Here is an 18,023-nt window from a genome sequence, read left to right as displayed (position 1 = left end):
GTCGACACGGTGACCAGTCGGCGATAATTCGAGAATTCGTTTTTTCCGCAAGGAATCGGCCTTAAGTCCGGTGTCGGGCCGCAGTGACGGGCAGAATAGGAAATATTGAGGGGTTGGAGCAAGACCGAAGGAGATCCGTGGGTATCGATATCTTCCTGGCGATAGCCGATCTGGTCGTGGCCTGTGCGGTCACCTGGCTGATCATCTGGTACTTCCTTATGCCGTCGGCTCATGTCAGCGACCAGAATGCAGCCGTAGACTCCACGGCCAACCGTCCCTGGCGTGATCCCGAGGATTGGGGCAAATGGGGGGCCGATCTGGACTCTCGCAGCCACCGCCTGCTCAGGCCGACCATCGTAAGCGCCCTGCTGACCGCGCCTGTTCTGGTTCTGGATCTGTTCGATCGTTTCGGCCCCGATCTGATTCCCTCCTGGCTGACCAGCCCCTGGGTCCAGGCTATTCTGATAACCCCGGTCATCTTTTACTGCGGCCGCAGAATACTCATGGACGGGTGGAAGGCCATGACCCAGCACCGCTGCAGCCCCGATCTCCTGGCCATGCTGGCCACAAGCCTGGCCTACCTGTACAGCCTGGCCACCTGTCTGGCCGGATCCCTGCTGCCGGAGGGCTCCCGATCCCCATACTTCGATCTGATAGGCGTGGTCATCACCCTCCTCTTGCTGGCCCGGGTCATCGGGACCAGAATGGAAGCATCCTTAGTGGCCTCCTTGAACCATCTGACGGAGATACGGCCAGCTTCAGGGCTGGTGGCCGATTCCGAGCATCCGCAGACAGTCCCCGCCCAGATCCTTGCACGTGACCGGATTCACCCAGGCGATCTACTCCTGGTGCGCACGGGAGAGCGCCCGGCCGCCGATGGTGTTGTAGAGTCAGGATCGGCCCTGGTGGACGACAGCGAGCTGACCGGCGGCGACCGACCCCGGCCATGTGGACCCGGCGACCGGATCCTGGCCTCCAGCAAGATTCTGGAAGGTCGACTGTCCATCCGCGTGGATGCCGCCGGCGACAACACCTATGCAGACAGGCTCGTCAAGATCATCCCCCAGGCCCTGGTCGAACGCTCCCCCGACATGCGCAGGATGGATCGGATCGTCCACACAGCCATCGCCCTGATCATGATTGTGGCCATATGGACATTCATGGTCTGGCTCATGCTGGGTCCGCAGCCCCACCTGGCCCATGCTGTAGGCAATGCCGTCTGTGTACTGACCATCGCCTGTCCTGCCGTCGCAGCCATGACCATCCCCATGGCCTTCCGAACCAGTCTGGAGACCGGCCTGGCCCACGGTCTGCTCTTCACCTCGCCACGAGCCATGAACCACCTGGGCCGGGTGCGCACGCTGATTCTGGACGACTCCTCTCTGCTGGATCCTGACGATTCGGAGGGCCAAGGTGTCCACACGGAATCCCTGACCCGGACCGCCACCCATCTACGCTCCCTGCGAGTAAGCAGCCTGATCCTGGATGGGAGCCGCCAGCCGGACGACAGGATTGAACGGGCCGCCCGTCAGGCGGGCGTAGATATGCTGATCACCCGGTTGACCCCCGAGCGCAAGCGCGAGTGCATGGATCGGCTCAATCACGACCTGACCCGGACCAGCAGGGGCGTTCCAGCGGATCGAACCGGTCAAGACACCGAATCCGCCGGGAGGCAGGGCCGAACCAGCCTGGTGGCTCTGGCGGCTGGGACCACAGCGGATCCCAAACTGATGACCAAGGCTCAGGTAGGTATCACTTTGGGTCCAAAACTCCAGACCGACACGGACGATGCCTCGGACGACATCGACCTGCCGCAGCTGGACCTGATCCTGCACCAGGGCGACCTGGACGGGACCAGCAGGGCCATAGAACTGAGCCGAGCCACCACCCGGGTCATCAGGCAGAACCTGACCTGGTCCACTGTCTACAACATCATCGCCCTGGTGATTGCCACCGGAATCTGCCAACCCTTCTTAGGCTGGATGCTCAATCCAATGATTGCGGCAGTAACAGGGGCCCTATCCACTATCCTGGCCATGATCAACGTTCGCCGTCTGCACCGGCTGCGGCACCTGCGCCGTCGCTGGCTGCACCTGGCCCTGATCGACACGGACCAGCTTCCGACAGTCGCGGCGCGTCGCCCCCAGGTCATCGTTGACAGCCAGTGGGAGTCCATACAAGAGGGCAGGGATCCAGCGGCCGCTATGGACTGAATCCACAGAGCACAATACATGATACAAAAAGGGCCGGCACCCGGAAATTATCCGGGTACCGGCCCTAATCGATCTCAGCGAGACTGGGACTGACCCTGATCGTCGCCCCGTGCGGCATGACGGCCACGACCACCATCACGTCCGCCATCGCCGGCATCAGCATCGGCATCGCCATCGGCCGTCACATCGTCGACCGTGACCGAGTCGTCGACCAGATTCTCGGTGGGCCAAGCGGTCAGCTCCAGATGGTCGCCGCCGGTCTGGTCCACCAGAACCGTGTCGCCGTCGTGGACCTTGCCAGCCAGCAGCATCCTGGCCAGCTGATCACCGACCTCGGTCTGCACCAGCCTACGTAGAGGTCGGGCGCCGAAGGCCGGGTCATAGCCCATGTTGGCCAGCCACTCCCGAGCGGAGTCGGTGACATCCAGGGTGATGCGCCGGTCGGTCAGCCGCTGGGCCACCTGCTTGACCTGGATGTCCACAATGGAGCCCAGCTCGTCGCGGGTCAGCGGATGGAAGATGACCAGATCGTCCAGCCGGTTAATGAACTCGGGCTTGAAGTTGGCCTGTACAGCATCCATGACGGCCTTGCGCTTGCCTTCCTCGTCCAGGTCGTCCCGGACCAGGAACTGCGAGCCCAGGTTGGAGGTCATGATCAGGATGGTGTTCTTGAAATCCACCGTCCTGCCCTGGCCATCGGTCAGCCTTCCGTCGTCCAGAACCTGCAGGAGCAGATCGAAGACTTCAGGGTTGGCCTTCTCCACCTCGTCGAAGAGGACCACCGAGTAGGGCCGCCTACGCACGGCTTCGGTCAGCTGGCCACCCTCTTCGTAGCCCACGTAGCCTGGAGCAGCGCCGATCAGGCGAGAGACCGAGGCCTTCTCCATATACTCCGACATATCGATGCGGACCATGGCCTTCTCGTCGTCGAAGAGGAAGTCAGCCAGGGCCTTGGCCAGCTCAGTCTTGCCAACGCCGGTGGGACCCAGGAACATGAAGGATCCAGTGGGCCTGTCAGGGTCGGCGATGCCGGCACGCGAGCGCCGAACAGCGTCGGAGACTGCATGGATGGCCTCCTGCTGGCCGACCACCCGCTTGCCCAGGTAGTCCTCCATATGCAGGAGCTTCTCGTTCTCGCCCTCCATGAGCCGTCCCACAGGGATGCCGGTCCAGTCGGAGACGATCTCCGCCACGGAATCCGCATCAACATGGTCAGGAACCATGGGCTCCTGGGCCGGACCTCCGGCAATGTCGGCTCCATCGGGACCAGCGTCATTGGAAGCGTTCTTGGCCTGCTCGGCCGCGTTCTCCGCCTGGGCCAGCTGCTTGCGAATGCCGGGAATCTCCCCGTAGAGGATGCGGGAGGCCTTCTCCAGATCCCCCTCACGGGTGGCCTTGTCAGCCTCGACCCGCTTGGCATCCAGCTGGGCACGCAGGTCGCCGACCTTGTTGTGGCCGGCCTTCTCGTTCTCCCAACGGGCCTTGAGACCACCCAACTTCTCGCGGGAGTCCGCCAGCTCGGCCTGCAGCTTACTCAGACGGTCCTTGGAGGCCAGATCATCGGCCTTCTTCAGCTGCATCTCCTCCATCTCCAGACGGGTGACGCGACGTTGAAGCTCGTCGATTTCCTCCGGCTGTGAGTCCAACTCCATCCGCAGGTGGGCAGCGGCCTCGTCAACCAGGTCGATGGCCTTGTCGGGCAACTGACGACCTGAGATGTACCTGTTGGACAGGGTGGCCGCAGCCACCAGGGCATCATCCCCGATGGTCACCTTGTGGTGGGCCTCGTAACGCTGCTTGAGACCGCGCAGGATGGCCACGGTGTCCTCCACAGAGGGTTCACCCACGAAGACCTGCTGGAAGCGGCGCTCCAGAGCCGGGTCCTTCTCGATGTTCTCCCTGTACTCGTCCAAGGTAGTGGCGCCAATCAGGCGAAGTTCACCCCTGGCCAGCATGGGCTTGAGCATGTTGCCCGCATCCATGGATCCCTCGGCTGCACCAGCACCGACGATGGTATGGATCTCGTCGATGAAGGTGATGATCTGACCGTTGGCGCTCTTGATCTCGTTGAGGACAGACTTGAGTCGTTCCTCGAATTCACCGCGGTACTTGCTGCCGGCCACCATGGAGCTCAGGTCCAGTGAGATCAGCCTCTTGCCCTGTAGCGTGGTGGGCACATCCCCCGCTACGATACGCTCGGCCAGACCCTCGACCACGGCGGTCTTGCCCACACCGGGCTCGCCGATGAGGACAGGGTTGTTCTTGGTCCGCCGGGACAGGATCTGCATGACACGACGAATCTCCTGGTCCCTGCCGATGACCGGGTCCAGCTTGCCCTCCTTGGCCTGGGCGGTCAGATCGGTGGAGTACTTCTCCAGGGCCTTGTAGGTGCCTTCGGCATCGGGGCTGGTCACCTTGGCGCCACCGCGCACCTGGGGCACGGCCTTGCGCAGGGTATCGGCCTGCAGACCGTTCCGATTCAGAATATCGGCAGCCTGCGAAGGACCCTGGGCTATGGCGATGAGCAGATGCTCGGTTGAAACGTATTCGTCCCCCATGGCCTGCATTTCCTTCTCGGCCTGGGCCAGGGCCATGCTGAGCTGACGGCTGGCATCAGGCTGCGAGGCCGTGGATCCGCTGGCTGACGGAAGAGCCACCAAGGCCTGACGGACCTCGGCGCCCACTCGTTGGCTGTCACCGCCTGCGGCCTGAATCAGTCCAGGCACCACGCCGGACTGCTGACGCAGCAGAGAGTCCAGCAGGTGGAGCACATCCACCTGGGGGTTGCCGGCCGCCGAGGCCGACTGGATAGCATCGCCGATGGCCTGCTGAGCCATGGTGGTGAAGTTTTCGTTCATAGAGCATCCTCCAACATTCTTCGGCGGGGCCAGCCGAATTACTCAATCAGACCCCGTCACGGGTTCATCTGTCTTCTACAACAGCAGAAGGAGGACACCTATTCCCAAACTTGAGCCCATTCGACTCAAGTTTTTTACCTTATTTGTTTTCCTGCTACTTGCTACTCGTCGATGACCACATTGCGCAGGTAGCCGATTCCCTCTACCTGGACCGTGGCCTCGTCCCGGTTTTTCAAGGAACCCGTGGCGTGCGGGGTACCGGTCATGATGACATCGCCGGGCAACAGGGTTGCAAAGCTGGAAATGAAGGCAATCTGCTCGGGAATGGAGTGGATCAGGTTGGCGGTGGTGCCACTGGCCTCGGGCACCTCTTCCCCGTTGAGCTTGAAGGATATCTTCGCATCCCGATAATCCAGGTCGGTTTCGATCCAAGGCCCGAGGGGGCAGGCGGTGTCAAAACCCTTGCAACGGGTCCACATAGGATCGTTCTTCTGCAGATCGCGCAGGGTCACATCGTTGACGCAGGTGTAGCCCAGCACATAATCCATGGCCTCGTTGACGCTCACCTTCCGCGCCATCCTGCCTATGACGACGGCAACCTCGGGCTCGTAGTTCATGTCCTTGCTATAAGAGGGCTTGACGATGGGGTCGTCAGGACCAATGACCGAGGTGGAAGGCTTCATGAAGAGCATGAGCTTCTCTGGAGGCTCCGGATTCGAGGACTGGCCATGTTCGGCCATGTAGGCGGCGTGAGCGCGGTAGTTCTTGGCTGCTCCGTAGATCTTGGAGGGGATGACCGGGGCCAGCAGCCGCACATCCTCGTCGTCCAGAGGGTAGCGCTTGCCGGTGGGTTCGACCTGCTGACCGGTCAGGGGGTAGCCGCTTAGCTCTACCAGGTAGTCCTTGCCGTCCTGCTTGTCAGTTTGGACGAAAGCATATCGTGGGGTGTCCTTGTAGGAAAAACGCGCGATTCTCATAGGGCACAGTCTAGCCCCAGGCGGGGCCTCTTGACAGGATCGGGTTCCGAAACAGACAGTGTCTGCTCAGATAAAAGCCCGCGGGCCGAAGATGGCTGTGCCTACACGGACCTCGGTCGATCCCTCAGCCACCGCATACTCCATGTCTCCGGTCATTCCCATGGACAGCATGGTGCAGGTGTCAGTGCCCGACTCCCCAGAATCCCTGATGCGGTCGCGCAGGCCGCGCAAATGGGCGAATCCGCGCCTGATGACGGCCTCATCGTCCACATGTGCACCGACGGTCATCAGACCCTTAAGCCGGATTCCCTCCACAGCGGCCAGCTCATAGGCCAGATCCAGAGCCTGGTCGGGGGCACATCCCGACTTGGCCTGCTCGCCGGACTCGTTGACCTCCAGAAGTATGCCCACGGTTCTGTCGGCAGCCTGTGCCCGCGCGGCCAGCTTTCGGGCCAGCGAGGGCCCATCGACCGACTCGACCGTATCGACATATGGCAGGATCTTATTGATCTTGTTGGATTGGAGCTGCCCAATAAGATGGAAGCCCAGGCTGGATGAATCATTGTCTGTCACATCAACACCAAGGGCCAACCCCCTGTCCCGACAGAGTTCCAGCAATCCCTGGGCCTTGGCGGTCACCTCCTGTGGACGGTTCTCGCCAATCCGACGCACCCCGGCATCAATGGCTGCCATGATCTCGCCCACATCGCGTGTCTTGGTGGCCGCCAGCAGAGTCACCGAACCCTCTTTTCGACCGGCGGAGTCCTCCGCCTTGGCGATCCTTTCAGCCACTCGCTTGACCCCATCCGCGATCTGCACGGCCCGTTCCCTGCTAATCCGCCGATTGCCCAGATCCTTGTGGTCCATATAGGCGACCATGTCCCGCTACCTCCTTAAAAATCCGGAAGCTTTGACTGAGGCCATGGTAGCCAGTGGCTCATACCGGCCAGTCCACAAGCCCGGGAGAATGCAGATGCCAGAGAGGAGGAACGAAATTCAGGATTGAAGAGCTTACAGACTCGGCTTTACATCAGAAACGTTCAGCTCGCTCAGGTTTAGCTGTCGGTCCTTGCGGTCAGCGGCCAGGGTGTTCCACGTGAAACCATCCAGCAGTTCCTGCGCGCTTGCAGGTCTAGGACGGTCCAAGAGCCCCATGAGCCAGCCACAGACCCCCAATACCTGCCTGGGCGACCAGCCTTCCCTCCTGAGTGACCCCAGGTCCGGCGATCCGAAGCGCTTGGACATCCTCCTGCCGTCCACGCCGTCGATCAGCGGCAAATGCGCGTACTGAACACCAGGAGCCTGCGGCTGAAGATGATTCCGGATCCACATCTGAATGGCCGTGGACCTCAGCAGGTCCCGTCCACGCACAATCTGATTGACGCCCATGGCCAGGTCATCCACCGTCACCGCCAACTGGTAGGAAACCAAGCCGTCCGAACGTCTGACGACCACATCACCGACCTGCCCGGGCAAGTTGAAGGACTGCGGGCCAAAAATCAGATCGTCGAAGCGACAGACGGCATCCGACTCGTCGGGCTGATCAGGGACTGCAATCCGGAGGCTGTGCCTCTGCGCCCGAGCCAGCCTCTCACTGACCACCTGAGGGGAAAGTCCTCGGCAGGTGCCTGGATAGACGATGAACCCGTCGCCTTCATTGGGTGCCGATGCCGCGCGGATGTCGGCACGGGAGCAGAAGCAGGGATAGATCAGGGGCTGCCCGCCGACCAATTGCTGCGCTTCCAACAACTTCAATGCCTGGCTGTAGGCATCGGCGCGCTGGGACTGGTAGACCACCTCGCCATCCCAATCCAATCCCAGCCAGACCAGGTCATCCATGATCCAACGATCAGCGTCCTTGACCACCCGCGGCGTATCTATGTCTTCGATGCGAAGCCACAGGACCCCGCCAGACCCTTGCGACCTGACACCCAGCCAGGCCGCCAGACATGCATAGACATTGCCCAGATGCATCCGTCCAGTCGGCGAAGGTGCCAACCTTCCTACGACCATGGCTTTGTCGATCTGGTCCGTTCTCGGTTCTCCCTTGTGCATACAGACATGCTTACATACCATCCGGTCATCGGGGAACCATCAGACAGATCGGCTATTGCTCGCTCCTCACGGGACCTAGCGTCCTTCCAACAACAAATTTGCCGTCAACCAACACCTGATGAGGTTGTCCAGAATCGTTGTCCAGAAGATCCTTCATCAGGGATACCGCAGCCCGAGCCAGCTCACCAACCGGCTGCTCCATGGTCGTCAGCCCCAATAACGGGGATCGGTACGTGCCTACTCCATCAAATCCTGTGACCGATACATACCCGGGGCAACTGACCCCAATTGCATCAAGATGCTCCAGGATGGAGAGCGCAATGGAATCATTACCGGCCATAATGGCAGTCACACCGGAATCAATGGCCTTGTCCACCTCTGCACCAATTACATCTTCGACATGCGAAGGCAGGGAAAGGATCGTGGCTTGCGCGCCAGCAACCACCAATCCAGTCAAGAAATTAGCCGTCCTGGCGTGCAGGGCCGAAGCGAGAACATCGGCCGAAGCCGTCACGGCCACCTTTTTATGGCCCTGCTCCACAACACGCCTGGCAAGACTCCCCTCGCACCTGGGATCTATACGAACGGAGCTAAAAGATGGCATATCATAACCAGTCGCCAGTACGACAGTAGGCACGAATTTTGCAGCATAATCCGCTGTCTGCGAGGAGATACGGCCGGAAGCAATGATGATACCTCCCACGCCATGTCCAAGAAGGTTGCGCACAGCGGCCAATTGACTCTCCAGACTGTCCTCACTCAGCGCCAGAAGCAAGCTAAGACCAGTGTCGTCAGTCTCGTACTGCACGCAGGAAGCCAGGCCGCCATAGAATTCATTGCCCACATCACGAATCAGCAGACCAATGGCATCACACTTGGAAGAGGCCAAGGAGGCGGCACCCAAATTGCGAACATACCCCAGCCGATCCGCGGTTTCCAATACCAGCTTCCTAGCCGTATCACTGACTTTCGGATGGCCGCTTAGAGCCCGCGACACCGTGGATGGCGACACCTTGGCCACACGGGCTATATCCGCCATACTCACACGGTGCTGATGCTCCACTGCGCTCCCCCTGCTTTTCGCCCTTATTTCATAATCATATGCCCAATGGCCAGCAATGAAGCCGTTCAAAGCGGAAGACGCCTTCATCTAGATACTGCTCCACAGCCACTAAATATATAGTATTAACCTGCCAAGTATGGGGCTCGCAATTACGTTCCAGCTTCTCCGCCAACTGTGCATCCTGACCAGTCGAGGTATCTTTCCGACAGTAGGCGAAGGTGTAATGAGGACCGAACGGTTCATCGGTCAATGCACTCTCGAGTCCAGCGGAACATAAGGCACCTCGTATAGCAGCAACGGCCTTCTGCCATTGTGCGACAGGCTCCCCCAGAGCTTCAACTGCCGTATCCCTGATACAGGGTCGGGCGAAATGGATGACAAAGGGGTCAATATTGGAGCTGGCTCTTCCCAAAGATTCGAGCATACGCTCCCAAGCGACTTGATCTAGGTCTTCACGATACAGATCCAAACGTTGCATGGTCATATGTATGAAGCGAGGGGGCTGCAGGGACAGACCAGGCCACTGGCCGATCCGTGCATCCTCCTGGCTCAGCCTGGATAGCACGGGATCGGTCTCATCCGGTAACGCATAAAGATGCAATGCCCCGGACAAATTGCGCCACTTGGTATCAGGCCGATCGAAAAACCGCTTCATTGCTTCTGACCACTCCTTTGGTCAGCTACAGCCCACAGTGCGCGTGTTTCAACAACACAGGGGAGCTTGGTCCCGGCGGAGACCGGTATATCAGCACCAGACGCGCTACCCGTCAACTCACCAGCCTGGGTCTTGACCTGATAATGAACCACCTCACCGTCGAAAGCCGAAGATACGACAGCCCCAGGTATCTTTACGCCATCTCCCTCGGACTGCGCACCTACCAGCAAATTCTCAGCCCTGATTATGACCTCGACTTGGTCACCAGGAGCGAATCCTGGGACGCCGCTAACTTCCATGGTCCCTAAATCCGTATCTAACCTATAGCAAGCGGCCGGAGGCAGACCCTGAGCGACGTTCCCATCATCAACCTGACCGGTATCCAGAACCTCCTGAACAATACCGGGAATGAAGTTGCCGGTCCCCAGGAATGAGGCAACGAATCTGTTGGCAGGCCTATGGTAAATCCCCCAAGGAGTGCCCACCTGTTCGACTTTTCCGGCGCTCATGACAACAATCACATCTGACATGGTCAATGCCTCGGATTGATCGTGGGTGACAAAGATGGCTGTTAAGCCAAGACGACGCTGAAGATCGCGGATTTCCGCGCGCATCTTGACCCTAAGCTTGGCATCCAGATTGGAGAGGGGCTCGTCGAAGAGAATGATCTTAGGCTCCATGACCAGTGCTCTAGCCAGAGCCACACGTTGTTGCTGTCCCCCCGAGAGCTGATCGGGATAGCGCTCAGCGTAGTGCTTGATGCCCATCATGTCGAGCACTCCGTCGACCTTGACTCGACGAGCTTGTTTGTCCATCCGCTTCAGTTTCAGCCCGAACTCCACATTGCCACGAACGGTCAAATGAGGGAAAAGCGCATATGACTGGAAGACCATGGACATGGGCCGTTTGTCAGCGCTTATATCCAGGATGCTTTTACCGTCTAGAAGTATGTCGCCCTCGGTCGGCTGTTCGAATCCAGCGATCATACGCAGCGTTGTGGTCTTGCCGCAGCCAGAAGGGCCCAAAAGAGTGACAAAAGTCCCTGGATCAATCGTCAAATCCGTGTGATCAACTGCCCGGAAACCTCCCTTTTTCGACGCATACACCTTTGAAATGCCTTTGAGCACCAAGGTTCCGACCTTGTTATTGCTTTCGGACAGTTGCGCGCTGCCTTTCCGAATAGTTTTTTCTGAACTTGTCATGATACAGACCTCGTTGAATGGTTGAGTTGACGAAGAGCAATATTGGCTATACCCAGTACGACCAGCACCAGGACGATCAACAGACTGGAATAGGCGAATGCATTGCCGAATCGCCCTGCATCCACTTCATCGAGAATCTGAGAGGTCATGACCTTGGTTTCAGGGGTCGTTATGAAGATGATCGCCGTTATAGTCGTCATGGACTTGGTAATGCCGTAGGTTATGGCCGTGACCAAGGCTGAACTCATCAGAGGAAGCGTGACCTTGCGGACTACGGTGAGCGGGCTGGCCCCGAGCGAGGTGGCCGCTTCCTCCACTTGTGGATTGATCTGCTGCAGAGCCGAGATGAATGCCTGCTGTCCCGTAGGATCACCACGAGCAACGAAGACCATAATAATGGCGATAGCTCCACCCCCGACTGCGAGCCCTCCAGCCAATGGCGGCAGTATCTCATAGTCAAACAGGACCGTGCTCTGGGAATAGGCCAAAGCAAATCCCAGACCCAAAACGGTTCCAGGAATGGCAACACCCAGCATTCCCCACAAATCAAGCAAACGTCCGAACCTGGGCAGATGGCGAACCACCAACCAGCCAATAGCAAGGGCCAACAAGGCAGCCAGAGGCGCCGCGATAAGCGTCAGGATGAGAGTTGTTCCGATGGCATCAGCACCCAAAGAATGAACGAAGGTGAAATGATCCCAGGTGAACGTATTATCCACTCCCAGTATCTTGACGAAGCCTCCGACCAGAAGAGTCAGATACACCATGGCTACCAGGAGTATCCACAAGAAGTTGAACAACAACATGGGTGTCAGCACGGTTTTGGACCTGACCGGCTTCAATGAGCCGGCCGGCTTGCCTGTTACAGTCACGACTGACTTCTTGTTGGCCCAGTACTTCTGTATGAAGAATACCGTCAAAGCCGGCACAAGGAGCACCAAAGCAACACCGGCTGCACCTGCCACGTCGCCGGACCCTGCGACTGCGAAGTAGATCTGGCTAGCCAACACCCGGTAATCGCCACCGATGACAAGAGGATTGGCCAGGTCAGCGATACCCTCCACGAACAGGACCAAGAATGACGACAACATCGAAGGGAGGACCATGGGTATGGTGACCTTGAACAAGGTTTGGAACTCTGAAGCACCCAGGCTTGATGCTGCCTCGAAGGTGGCAGGATCCAGATTCTCAAACATGCCTTTGATGTTCAGATAGGCAACCGGGGTAAAAGTCATGGTGAGGACCATGACGAGTCCGGGTAGGCCATAGATATTCACTTCCAAGCCAAAAAGCCCGTTAGTCACCATACCCCGCTTGCCGAAAAGTGTGATGATGGCTGTGGCTGCAGCAAAAGGAGGTGAGATTGTGGGGAGCAAGGTCAACCAGTGCAATACTTTTTTGCCTGGTATCTTGACGAAAGTCTGAACATAGGCACAGACAAAGCCCAGAAAAGTCCCACAGACACCAACCAAAAGTCCCAGAACGATACTATGCACGAAGGTTTCGCCATGATTGGCAAAGGCTCCAACCATGGCAGCACGCCCGGTGACCCCGAAGGCAGCCGTTAGCAATCTGATGACCGGAATGCCCAAAATCAGAATCAGAACAACCAGGACGCAGGCAAGAATGACCCAGACAGAGACACTCTCCCGAGGTCGCTTGTCTCGTCTATTCATCACTTTCATCACTTGGCGTCCTTGGAGGATGCAACTTCACTCTCGAAGGACTTGATAAAGGCATCACGGGCATCTGCTGCTTTGCGGACGTCCCAATTCACCTTGTTGACAGTGTCCTGCTTGAGCACATCCTTGCTGATCTTCGCCTTGGGGTTCGTGGGGGCCGCAAAAGAAGGCACACCTGCGTAGAGGTTCTGCGCATCGGTCGACATCAGCCAGTCAGCAAAAGTATGGGCGCTGGCCTTGTTCCGCGCATTCTTCAAAACGGAGAGGGCACCGACCTCATAACCAGTTCCTTCGGCAGGATATGTGGTCTTAAGATCCGAGTACCCTGCCTTGATGGCTTTCTGGCAGTCGGAATCAAGAGCGATTGCCACTGTCACTTCCCCACGACCGGCCTGCTCGGTTCCTGTGGCTGCGGACTTGGAATACTGCATCACATTGCCGTTAAGCTTCTTGAAGTAGTCGACAGCTGCCTGCCGATCCCCGCCGTGCAGAAGGGCCTGAGTGTACATAGCCATATAACCCACGCCTGCAGTAGCCGGATGAGGCATGGCCACACTGCTTTTCAGATTATCGGTCAACAGATCATTCCAAGAGGTAGGAGCCTTTGTGCCTTTCTTTTTGAGTTCGGAAGTATTGGAACAAAAGGCGATTGAATCAGTATAGAAACCAGTCCATGCTCCTTTGGCATCTTTGTATTCGGCAGGGAGGGTGGTGGTGTTTTTCGGCACATAGTGCTCGATCCAACCCTTGTCGTCGGCCAACAGGTGATTTTCAGCCTGACCGCCCGCCCAGACATCGAACTCACCAGGATTCGTTGCCAACCTGGCCAGTACTTCACCAGCACCCAAGCGCACATACGTGGTCTTTATACCGCTTGACTTGGCAAATGCTTTGGTGATTGCCTGGCAGAAATCCTCCTGCTGGGAACATGCGATAGATACGTTTCCACTCGCTTTTGAGCTGTCGACTTTACCGCAAGCCGACATGGTTGTAAGTGTTAATACTGAAAGAACTGCTGCAATTGCAGTAGTTCCCTTTTGTCTGCTACTCATCATTGAGTCCTCCATCCGGATTTTATAGCAACGCGCTTTAAAGTGGTTGCGATTGCATTATCACCATACGAAGAAATAAGCATAATGTCAAGAATTGAGCATCTCGTGATAGATGAATGCGCATTCATATTATGCACATTGGTGCATAGTCTGTTGCCAAAGGTTGAATCTCTCAAAACAATGAGCCGCGAAAACAGCAGGGTTGATTGGCGATGACAATAAAGGCTCCCGCTCAGTTACCGCTCAACTGACCAGGCTAATACGCACAACAAACGCCAAAGGCAGTCCATCCTGAAAATCCAACTTCTCGATAGGAAGGCTGGCTAATGCAAAGAAAAGTTGCACCCCGATCAGGCCAGCTAAGATACAGGCATAGCTGATCAGGGTGTGATCATCAAATCCCTATGGTGCTATCCACGGGGCCCCGGAGGATCAGAAGCTATCGAGCAGGCGATCAATCTCCTCGAAATGCTTGACCTCGGGCCGCCAGACCGGCTTACCGCGGACGATGACCAGCTTGGGATCAGACAGGGTCCGCACATTCTTGGCAGGGTCCTCGTCAAGGACGATCAGATCCGCATCCTTGCCCGTGTCGACCGAACCAGTGACATTGTCGAAGCCCAGGTTTCGGGCATTGACCTGTGTGGCAGCGTGGAAGGCCTGAGCCGGGGTGAAGTCAGCGTACCGCACCAGATAGTCGAGTTCTCGCCAAGTGCCGTACTGGGGCACAAAGGTCATGCCGGTGTCGGTGCCGACGCCGACGGCAATACCGTTCTCATGAGCCTGCTTGGCGCTCTTGACCATGCCGTCGACTACCAGCTCGGAATTGCCACGGACTATGTCGTTGATTCCCAGCTCCTGCTGGCTGATCTTGACCAGCGGCAATCCGGCGGACAGGGTGGGGTCCAGGGCAGAGAAACCACGAAGCGAGCGCGGATTGTCGAGGAAGAGCCCGATCATCTCGTCGTCGAGAGCACTGCCATGCTCGATGGTGTCCACGCCCGCCTTGAGAGCGGCCTTGACTCCTTCGGGGCTCTGGGCGTGTGCTGCAACCAGCACACCAAACTCGTGGGCCTCATCGCAGACAGCGGCCATTTCTTCTTCGGTCATCTGTGGGCTGCCGGCCTCGCCAAGCTTGGTGGCATCGGTCACACCGCCGGTCGCAGCCACCTTGATGGCATTGACACCATGATCCAGGTTCTCCCTGGTCCGACGTCTGGCCTCTTCGGGAGAGGAGCAGGACAGGGCGATGAAGGGATCGCCATGCCCCCCGGGAATCGCCAGGAGGGGACCGGCAGCCAGCATGCGCGGGCCGGTCAGCTCGTCGGCATCAATCTTGTCACGCAGGCGAACCGCCTCATAGCCCACATCGCCCAGGGTACGAATGGTCGTTACTCCCGAGTTCAGCAGCGTGGAGACATTGCCCTTGATCCTGGCATCCATCAGGACTTTGCCGGCGGGGCTGTGCACCACCTTCAAACCGGCATCGACCACACGCGGTGACAGATCCGTACCGCCAGACAAGGGCTTGCCATCGGCGAAGAGATGGGTATGGGCATTGATGAGTCCAGGGGCCACAAACTTGCCCGTAGCGTTGATCCGGTGATATCCGGAAGGCACGTAAGCCAGCGGAGTCGGGCAGACCTGCTCTATCCGACCGTCCGCGGACACCAGAACAGACATATCCTTCTGGACCGTGCCTTTTTCATCACCGGTCGCGATGCTGGCATGCTCGAGCACAAACGGCTCGCGCTCTTTCCTACCTTGAAGACGCCCCATGGTCGTACCTGCCTTCCCATCTCCGATGCACTCATTGCGAGGAATCGGGCATATATGGTCAATCATATCCATGGCAGGACGAACCATTCAAGCGTGGCAACGCGATAGATAAGGTTTTGAGCCTCCAAGATGGGATCCGGGACCTTGTTCTCACCGAGCAGCCGATCAGGCAGCGAAAAGACTCTTGAAAATCACAGCTCCGACGATGGCACCAATGATGGGGGCCACCACCGGAATCCAAGCCTCGTTCCAGCGTGAGTCCCCCTTATTGGGCACGGGCAAAATCCAGTGCAGGAAGCGCGGTACCAGGTCACGTGCGGGGTTCAGGCCAGGGCCGGTGGGACCGCCCAGAGAGGTGACCAGCCCCCAAACGATCAAGCCGACAACTATGGAGGCGGCAGCCAACCCCTTAGACCCCCACGGACCTTGTAGGCAGCAAAGGGCTCCGAGGACCAGCACCAGCGTGCCGAAGAACTCATTGATAAAATAATTGACCGGTGATCCCGAGGCATCGGTAGTGCAGAAGGTGCCCAGAATCGGTGCCGGCTCCTTGGTCATGCGGTAGTGCGGGAAATAGCAGGCATAGACGACCAGCTGGCCCAGAGCTGCTCCAATCAACTGCGCAAGAATATAAGGCAGAACCTGGCTCCAGGGGAAGATGCCGATGACGGCCTGCCCCAGAGTCATGGCCGGGTTGATATGGGCCCCGGACACACCACCGAACATGAGCACAGGAAACATGACTCCGAAGCCATATCCCATGGCGATGGTGAGCCAGCCGGAATGGTGACCCTTGGTGCCCTCCAGATCCACATCGGCGACCGCGCCGTTGCCGAAGATCATCAATATGGCAGTGCCGACACATTCAGCGGCCAGCTTGGTCATGAGCGAATATTCCATTCAGCCCTTCACCCCTCTCTTAATGCCGTCTTGGAGCCCCCTCCTCCCAACCGGTCATACAGGGGTCAAGGCACGGGCATCATTCAATAAAAACAGGTGATGACACTAAGCCGAGAAGCGCTCATGATCTCCATTGATTCAAGTGATTCGTTGAAATCCGATATCGCGCCAGCCCCAACCGCGTGTCACCATCAACACGACCGCACTTAAACCGGCATAAATATTCTATGCCAGCCACTGCTGATTTTGACGCATTGAGAACCATGCACCACCATCCGTGTCCCGGGTGGATTTCATACTCTCGGCAGATCATCGAAGCAGCTCACGCCCATTTACGCATGCGCCCGCTTAACTGGCGGGCACAGGGCTCACATAATCTTCTACTGGTTTGGAATGACCGGTTGTTGTTTTTGCAGGCATCCGTGCCGAGTATGCGCGCGGAAAGCTGCACTAAGGATGAGATCGTTGTCCGAGGAAAGCAAGAGACAGAAGACTTGAGAAACCCGTCCGTTGATTAGCGGTCAACCAGCGTTACGCGTTTCTGTTCAACGAGCTGGCCGAGTTCACCGGACTGTGTTCCAGCTACGCCAAGAGCGCTACAGGGGGCTGAAGCAATTCAGAAAGACCGGCGTGTGGAAAGCCGGCCTTGAGGACTTCCGCCGACTGCTCGAAGCGCTGAAGTCATACAGGTCTAGCGAATTGAACAGATACGTGCTTAAGCCGATCGAGTCCGAGCTTGGGCCGCTGCTTGGGCTGAAGGTGCATCGCAAGTACCTGACCGGTTGGTCCAATGCAAGGAGATAGTCGCACGCTGTCTTCTCCCTAGGTGGCCGATGCCTTCGGGCAGCGGCTCTTTTCTCCATAAGTTACAATCATTGAATTTTAACTAATTCAGAATTATTATCGTATTCAAATTAGTAGGTTAATATTGCCTGCTACGTAGTTTTCAACAACATGAGTGTAGATTCCACGAAGTTGTGAAGTCTCATAAGGGAAGGGGCGACCATGAAGAGGTCCTCAAAGTAAATACTATTAAAAGGGAATTAGCATGGGGTGGATTGTCTTCATCGGAACCCTCCTAGGTAGCTTGCTGGGCTATCTGTGTGTGTGTGTGGGGGGGGGGGGGGGGGGAAAGCATAGGGACGACTAGTAATCAGAGAAAATATCTTTGCCGCTGGGTTTTTATCAAAACTAGCGGGTGTTCTCTTGATTTAGGCTCTATGTGGTCTCGGGCTCGGTGTCTTCAGACGCCGAGCCCCTGTATTCTGACAGTTCACGCTGTTCTCTGGGCTCGAGACCAACGCGACGAAAGCGACACTTCTGGTGATAGACAGGTTTTGCACCCCCGCTTCGGCGGAGCTTTTCTTTTGTGGACACTTTTATCCAACGAATATCCAACAAAACCGAAATCGTGGCGGTGGCAGCAGACAAAGGAAAAGCCCCGCAGCCTTTGCGACTGTAGGGCTTTGACTCTGTGCCCCCACGGGGGCTCGAACCCCGGACACGCTGATTAAGAGTCAGCTGCTCTAGCCAACTGAGCTATAGGGGCAGGGCACTTTCAAGAGCCAAGTAGATACTATACACGGT

The 18,023-nt window shown here is 57.7% G+C and carries 13 protein-coding genes and 1 tRNA gene; 2 read left to right on the top strand and 12 right to left on the bottom strand.

The features are described from left to right. Positions 1-137: 137 nt before the first annotated feature. Positions 138-2,213, top strand: coding sequence for a P-type ATPase (locus tag ACUIAF_RS07280; protein WP_445338391.1), 2,076 nt, complete (start codon positions 138-140; stop codon positions 2,211-2,213). 74 nt (positions 2,214-2,287) lie between these two features. Here the strand turns inward: ACUIAF_RS07280 and clpB are convergent, their stop codons facing one another. From clpB to ACUIAF_RS07225, 11 genes are all read right to left on the bottom strand, one after another. Next, complete coding sequence (gene clpB, locus ACUIAF_RS07275) at positions 2,288-5,071, bottom strand: ATP-dependent chaperone ClpB (protein WP_445338389.1); 2,784 nt, start codon at positions 5,069-5,071, stop codon at positions 2,288-2,290. Between the two features lie 161 nt (positions 5,072-5,232). Next, positions 5,233-6,048 (bottom strand): fumarylacetoacetate hydrolase family protein, encoded by an 816-nt coding sequence (locus ACUIAF_RS07270; protein ID WP_110417715.1) that lies wholly within the window; start codon positions 6,046-6,048, stop codon positions 5,233-5,235. A gap of 66 nt (positions 6,049-6,114) precedes the next feature. Next, on the bottom strand, positions 6,115-6,927 hold the full coding sequence (locus tag ACUIAF_RS07265; RefSeq protein WP_445338388.1) for a YggS family pyridoxal phosphate-dependent enzyme: 813 nt from the start codon (positions 6,925-6,927) through the stop codon (positions 6,115-6,117). Between the two features lie 132 nt (positions 6,928-7,059). After that, positions 7,060-8,022 (bottom strand): glutamate--tRNA ligase family protein, encoded by a 963-nt coding sequence (locus ACUIAF_RS07260; protein ID WP_445339186.1) that lies wholly within the window; start codon positions 8,020-8,022, stop codon positions 7,060-7,062. Positions 8,023-8,155: 133 nt separating this feature from the next. Then, positions 8,156-9,253 carry a LacI family DNA-binding transcriptional regulator gene (locus ACUIAF_RS07255; protein WP_198203214.1) on the bottom strand — a complete coding sequence of 366 codons (1,098 nt, stop codon included), beginning with the start codon at positions 9,251-9,253 and terminating at the stop codon, positions 8,156-8,158. After that, entirely contained in the window at positions 9,201-9,821 is a 621-nt protein-coding gene (locus ACUIAF_RS07250) for a 2'-5' RNA ligase family protein (protein ID WP_445338386.1), read from the bottom strand. Before ACUIAF_RS07250 ends, ACUIAF_RS07255 begins: the two co-directional genes overlap by 53 nt. Further along, positions 9,818-11,023, bottom strand: coding sequence for an ABC transporter ATP-binding protein (locus ACUIAF_RS07245; RefSeq protein WP_445338384.1), 1,206 nt, complete (start codon positions 11,021-11,023; stop codon positions 9,818-9,820). The genes ACUIAF_RS07250 and ACUIAF_RS07245 overlap by 4 nt, the downstream gene beginning before the upstream one ends. Then, on the bottom strand, positions 11,020-12,708 hold the full coding sequence (locus ACUIAF_RS07240) for an ABC transporter permease (protein ID WP_198203514.1): 1,689 nt from the start codon (positions 12,706-12,708) through the stop codon (positions 11,020-11,022). The genes ACUIAF_RS07245 and ACUIAF_RS07240 overlap by 4 nt, the downstream gene beginning before the upstream one ends. After that, positions 12,708-13,760 carry an extracellular solute-binding protein gene (locus ACUIAF_RS07235; protein ID WP_445338382.1) on the bottom strand — a complete coding sequence of 351 codons (1,053 nt, stop codon included), beginning with the start codon at positions 13,758-13,760 and terminating at the stop codon, positions 12,708-12,710. Before ACUIAF_RS07235 ends, ACUIAF_RS07240 begins: the two co-directional genes overlap by 1 nt. A 429-nt stretch (positions 13,761-14,189) precedes the next feature. Continuing rightward, entirely contained in the window at positions 14,190-15,536 is a 1,347-nt protein-coding gene (locus ACUIAF_RS07230; protein WP_015022526.1) for a metal-dependent hydrolase family protein, read from the bottom strand. 165 nt (positions 15,537-15,701) lie between these two features. Next, entirely contained in the window at positions 15,702-16,436 is a 735-nt protein-coding gene (locus tag ACUIAF_RS07225) for an MIP/aquaporin family protein (RefSeq protein ID WP_015022527.1), read from the bottom strand. Between the two features lie 573 nt (positions 16,437-17,009). On the opposite strand from ACUIAF_RS07225, the gene ACUIAF_RS07220 reads away from it, so the two are divergent. Beyond that, complete coding sequence (locus ACUIAF_RS07220; protein WP_445338380.1) at positions 17,010-17,240, top strand: replication initiation protein; 231 nt, start codon at positions 17,010-17,012, stop codon at positions 17,238-17,240. Positions 17,241-17,911: 671 nt separating this feature from the next. On the opposite strand, the gene ACUIAF_RS07215 is transcribed toward ACUIAF_RS07220, so the two are convergent. Next, positions 17,912-17,985, bottom strand: a tRNA-Lys gene (locus tag ACUIAF_RS07215). Positions 17,986-18,023 lie beyond the last annotated feature (38 nt).

The organism is Bifidobacterium sp. ESL0822 (assembly GCF_052606675.1).
Note: the sequence above shows the minus strand (reverse complement) of the source record. Positions and strands in the feature narration are given on the sequence as shown.

What these genes read in the sequence shown, in the direction of transcription:
- clpB (WP_445338389.1), bottom strand. Translation starts at nt 5,071, where the DNA reads ATGAACGAAAACTTCACCACCATGGCTCAGCAGGCCATCGGCGATGCT.
- ACUIAF_RS07270 (WP_110417715.1), bottom strand. Translation starts at nt 6,048, where the DNA reads ATGAGAATCGCGCGTTTTTCCTACAAGGACACCCCACGATATGCTTTC.
- ACUIAF_RS07265 (WP_445338388.1), bottom strand. Translation starts at nt 6,927, where the DNA reads ATGGTCGCCTATATGGACCACAAGGATCTGGGCAATCGGCGGATTAGC.
- ACUIAF_RS07260 (WP_445339186.1), bottom strand. Translation starts at nt 8,022, where the DNA reads ATGCATCTGGGCAATGTCTATGCATGTCTGGCGGCCTGGCTGGGTGTC.
- ACUIAF_RS07255 (WP_198203214.1), bottom strand. Translation starts at nt 9,253, where the DNA reads ATGAAGGCGTCTTCCGCTTTGAACGGCTTCATTGCTGGCCATTGGGCA.
- ACUIAF_RS07250 (WP_445338386.1), bottom strand. Translation starts at nt 9,821, where the DNA reads ATGAAGCGGTTTTTCGATCGGCCTGATACCAAGTGGCGCAATTTGTCC.
- ACUIAF_RS07245 (WP_445338384.1), bottom strand. Translation starts at nt 11,023, where the DNA reads ATGACAAGTTCAGAAAAAACTATTCGGAAAGGCAGCGCGCAACTGTCC.
- ACUIAF_RS07240 (WP_198203514.1), bottom strand. Translation starts at nt 12,708, where the DNA reads ATGAAAGTGATGAATAGACGAGACAAGCGACCTCGGGAGAGTGTCTCT.
- ACUIAF_RS07235 (WP_445338382.1), bottom strand. Translation starts at nt 13,760, where the DNA reads ATGATGAGTAGCAGACAAAAGGGAACTACTGCAATTGCAGCAGTTCTT.
- ACUIAF_RS07230 (WP_015022526.1), bottom strand. Translation starts at nt 15,536, where the DNA reads ATGGGGCGTCTTCAAGGTAGGAAAGAGCGCGAGCCGTTTGTGCTCGAG.
- ACUIAF_RS07225 (WP_015022527.1), bottom strand. Translation starts at nt 16,436, where the DNA reads ATGGAATATTCGCTCATGACCAAGCTGGCCGCTGAATGTGTCGGCACT.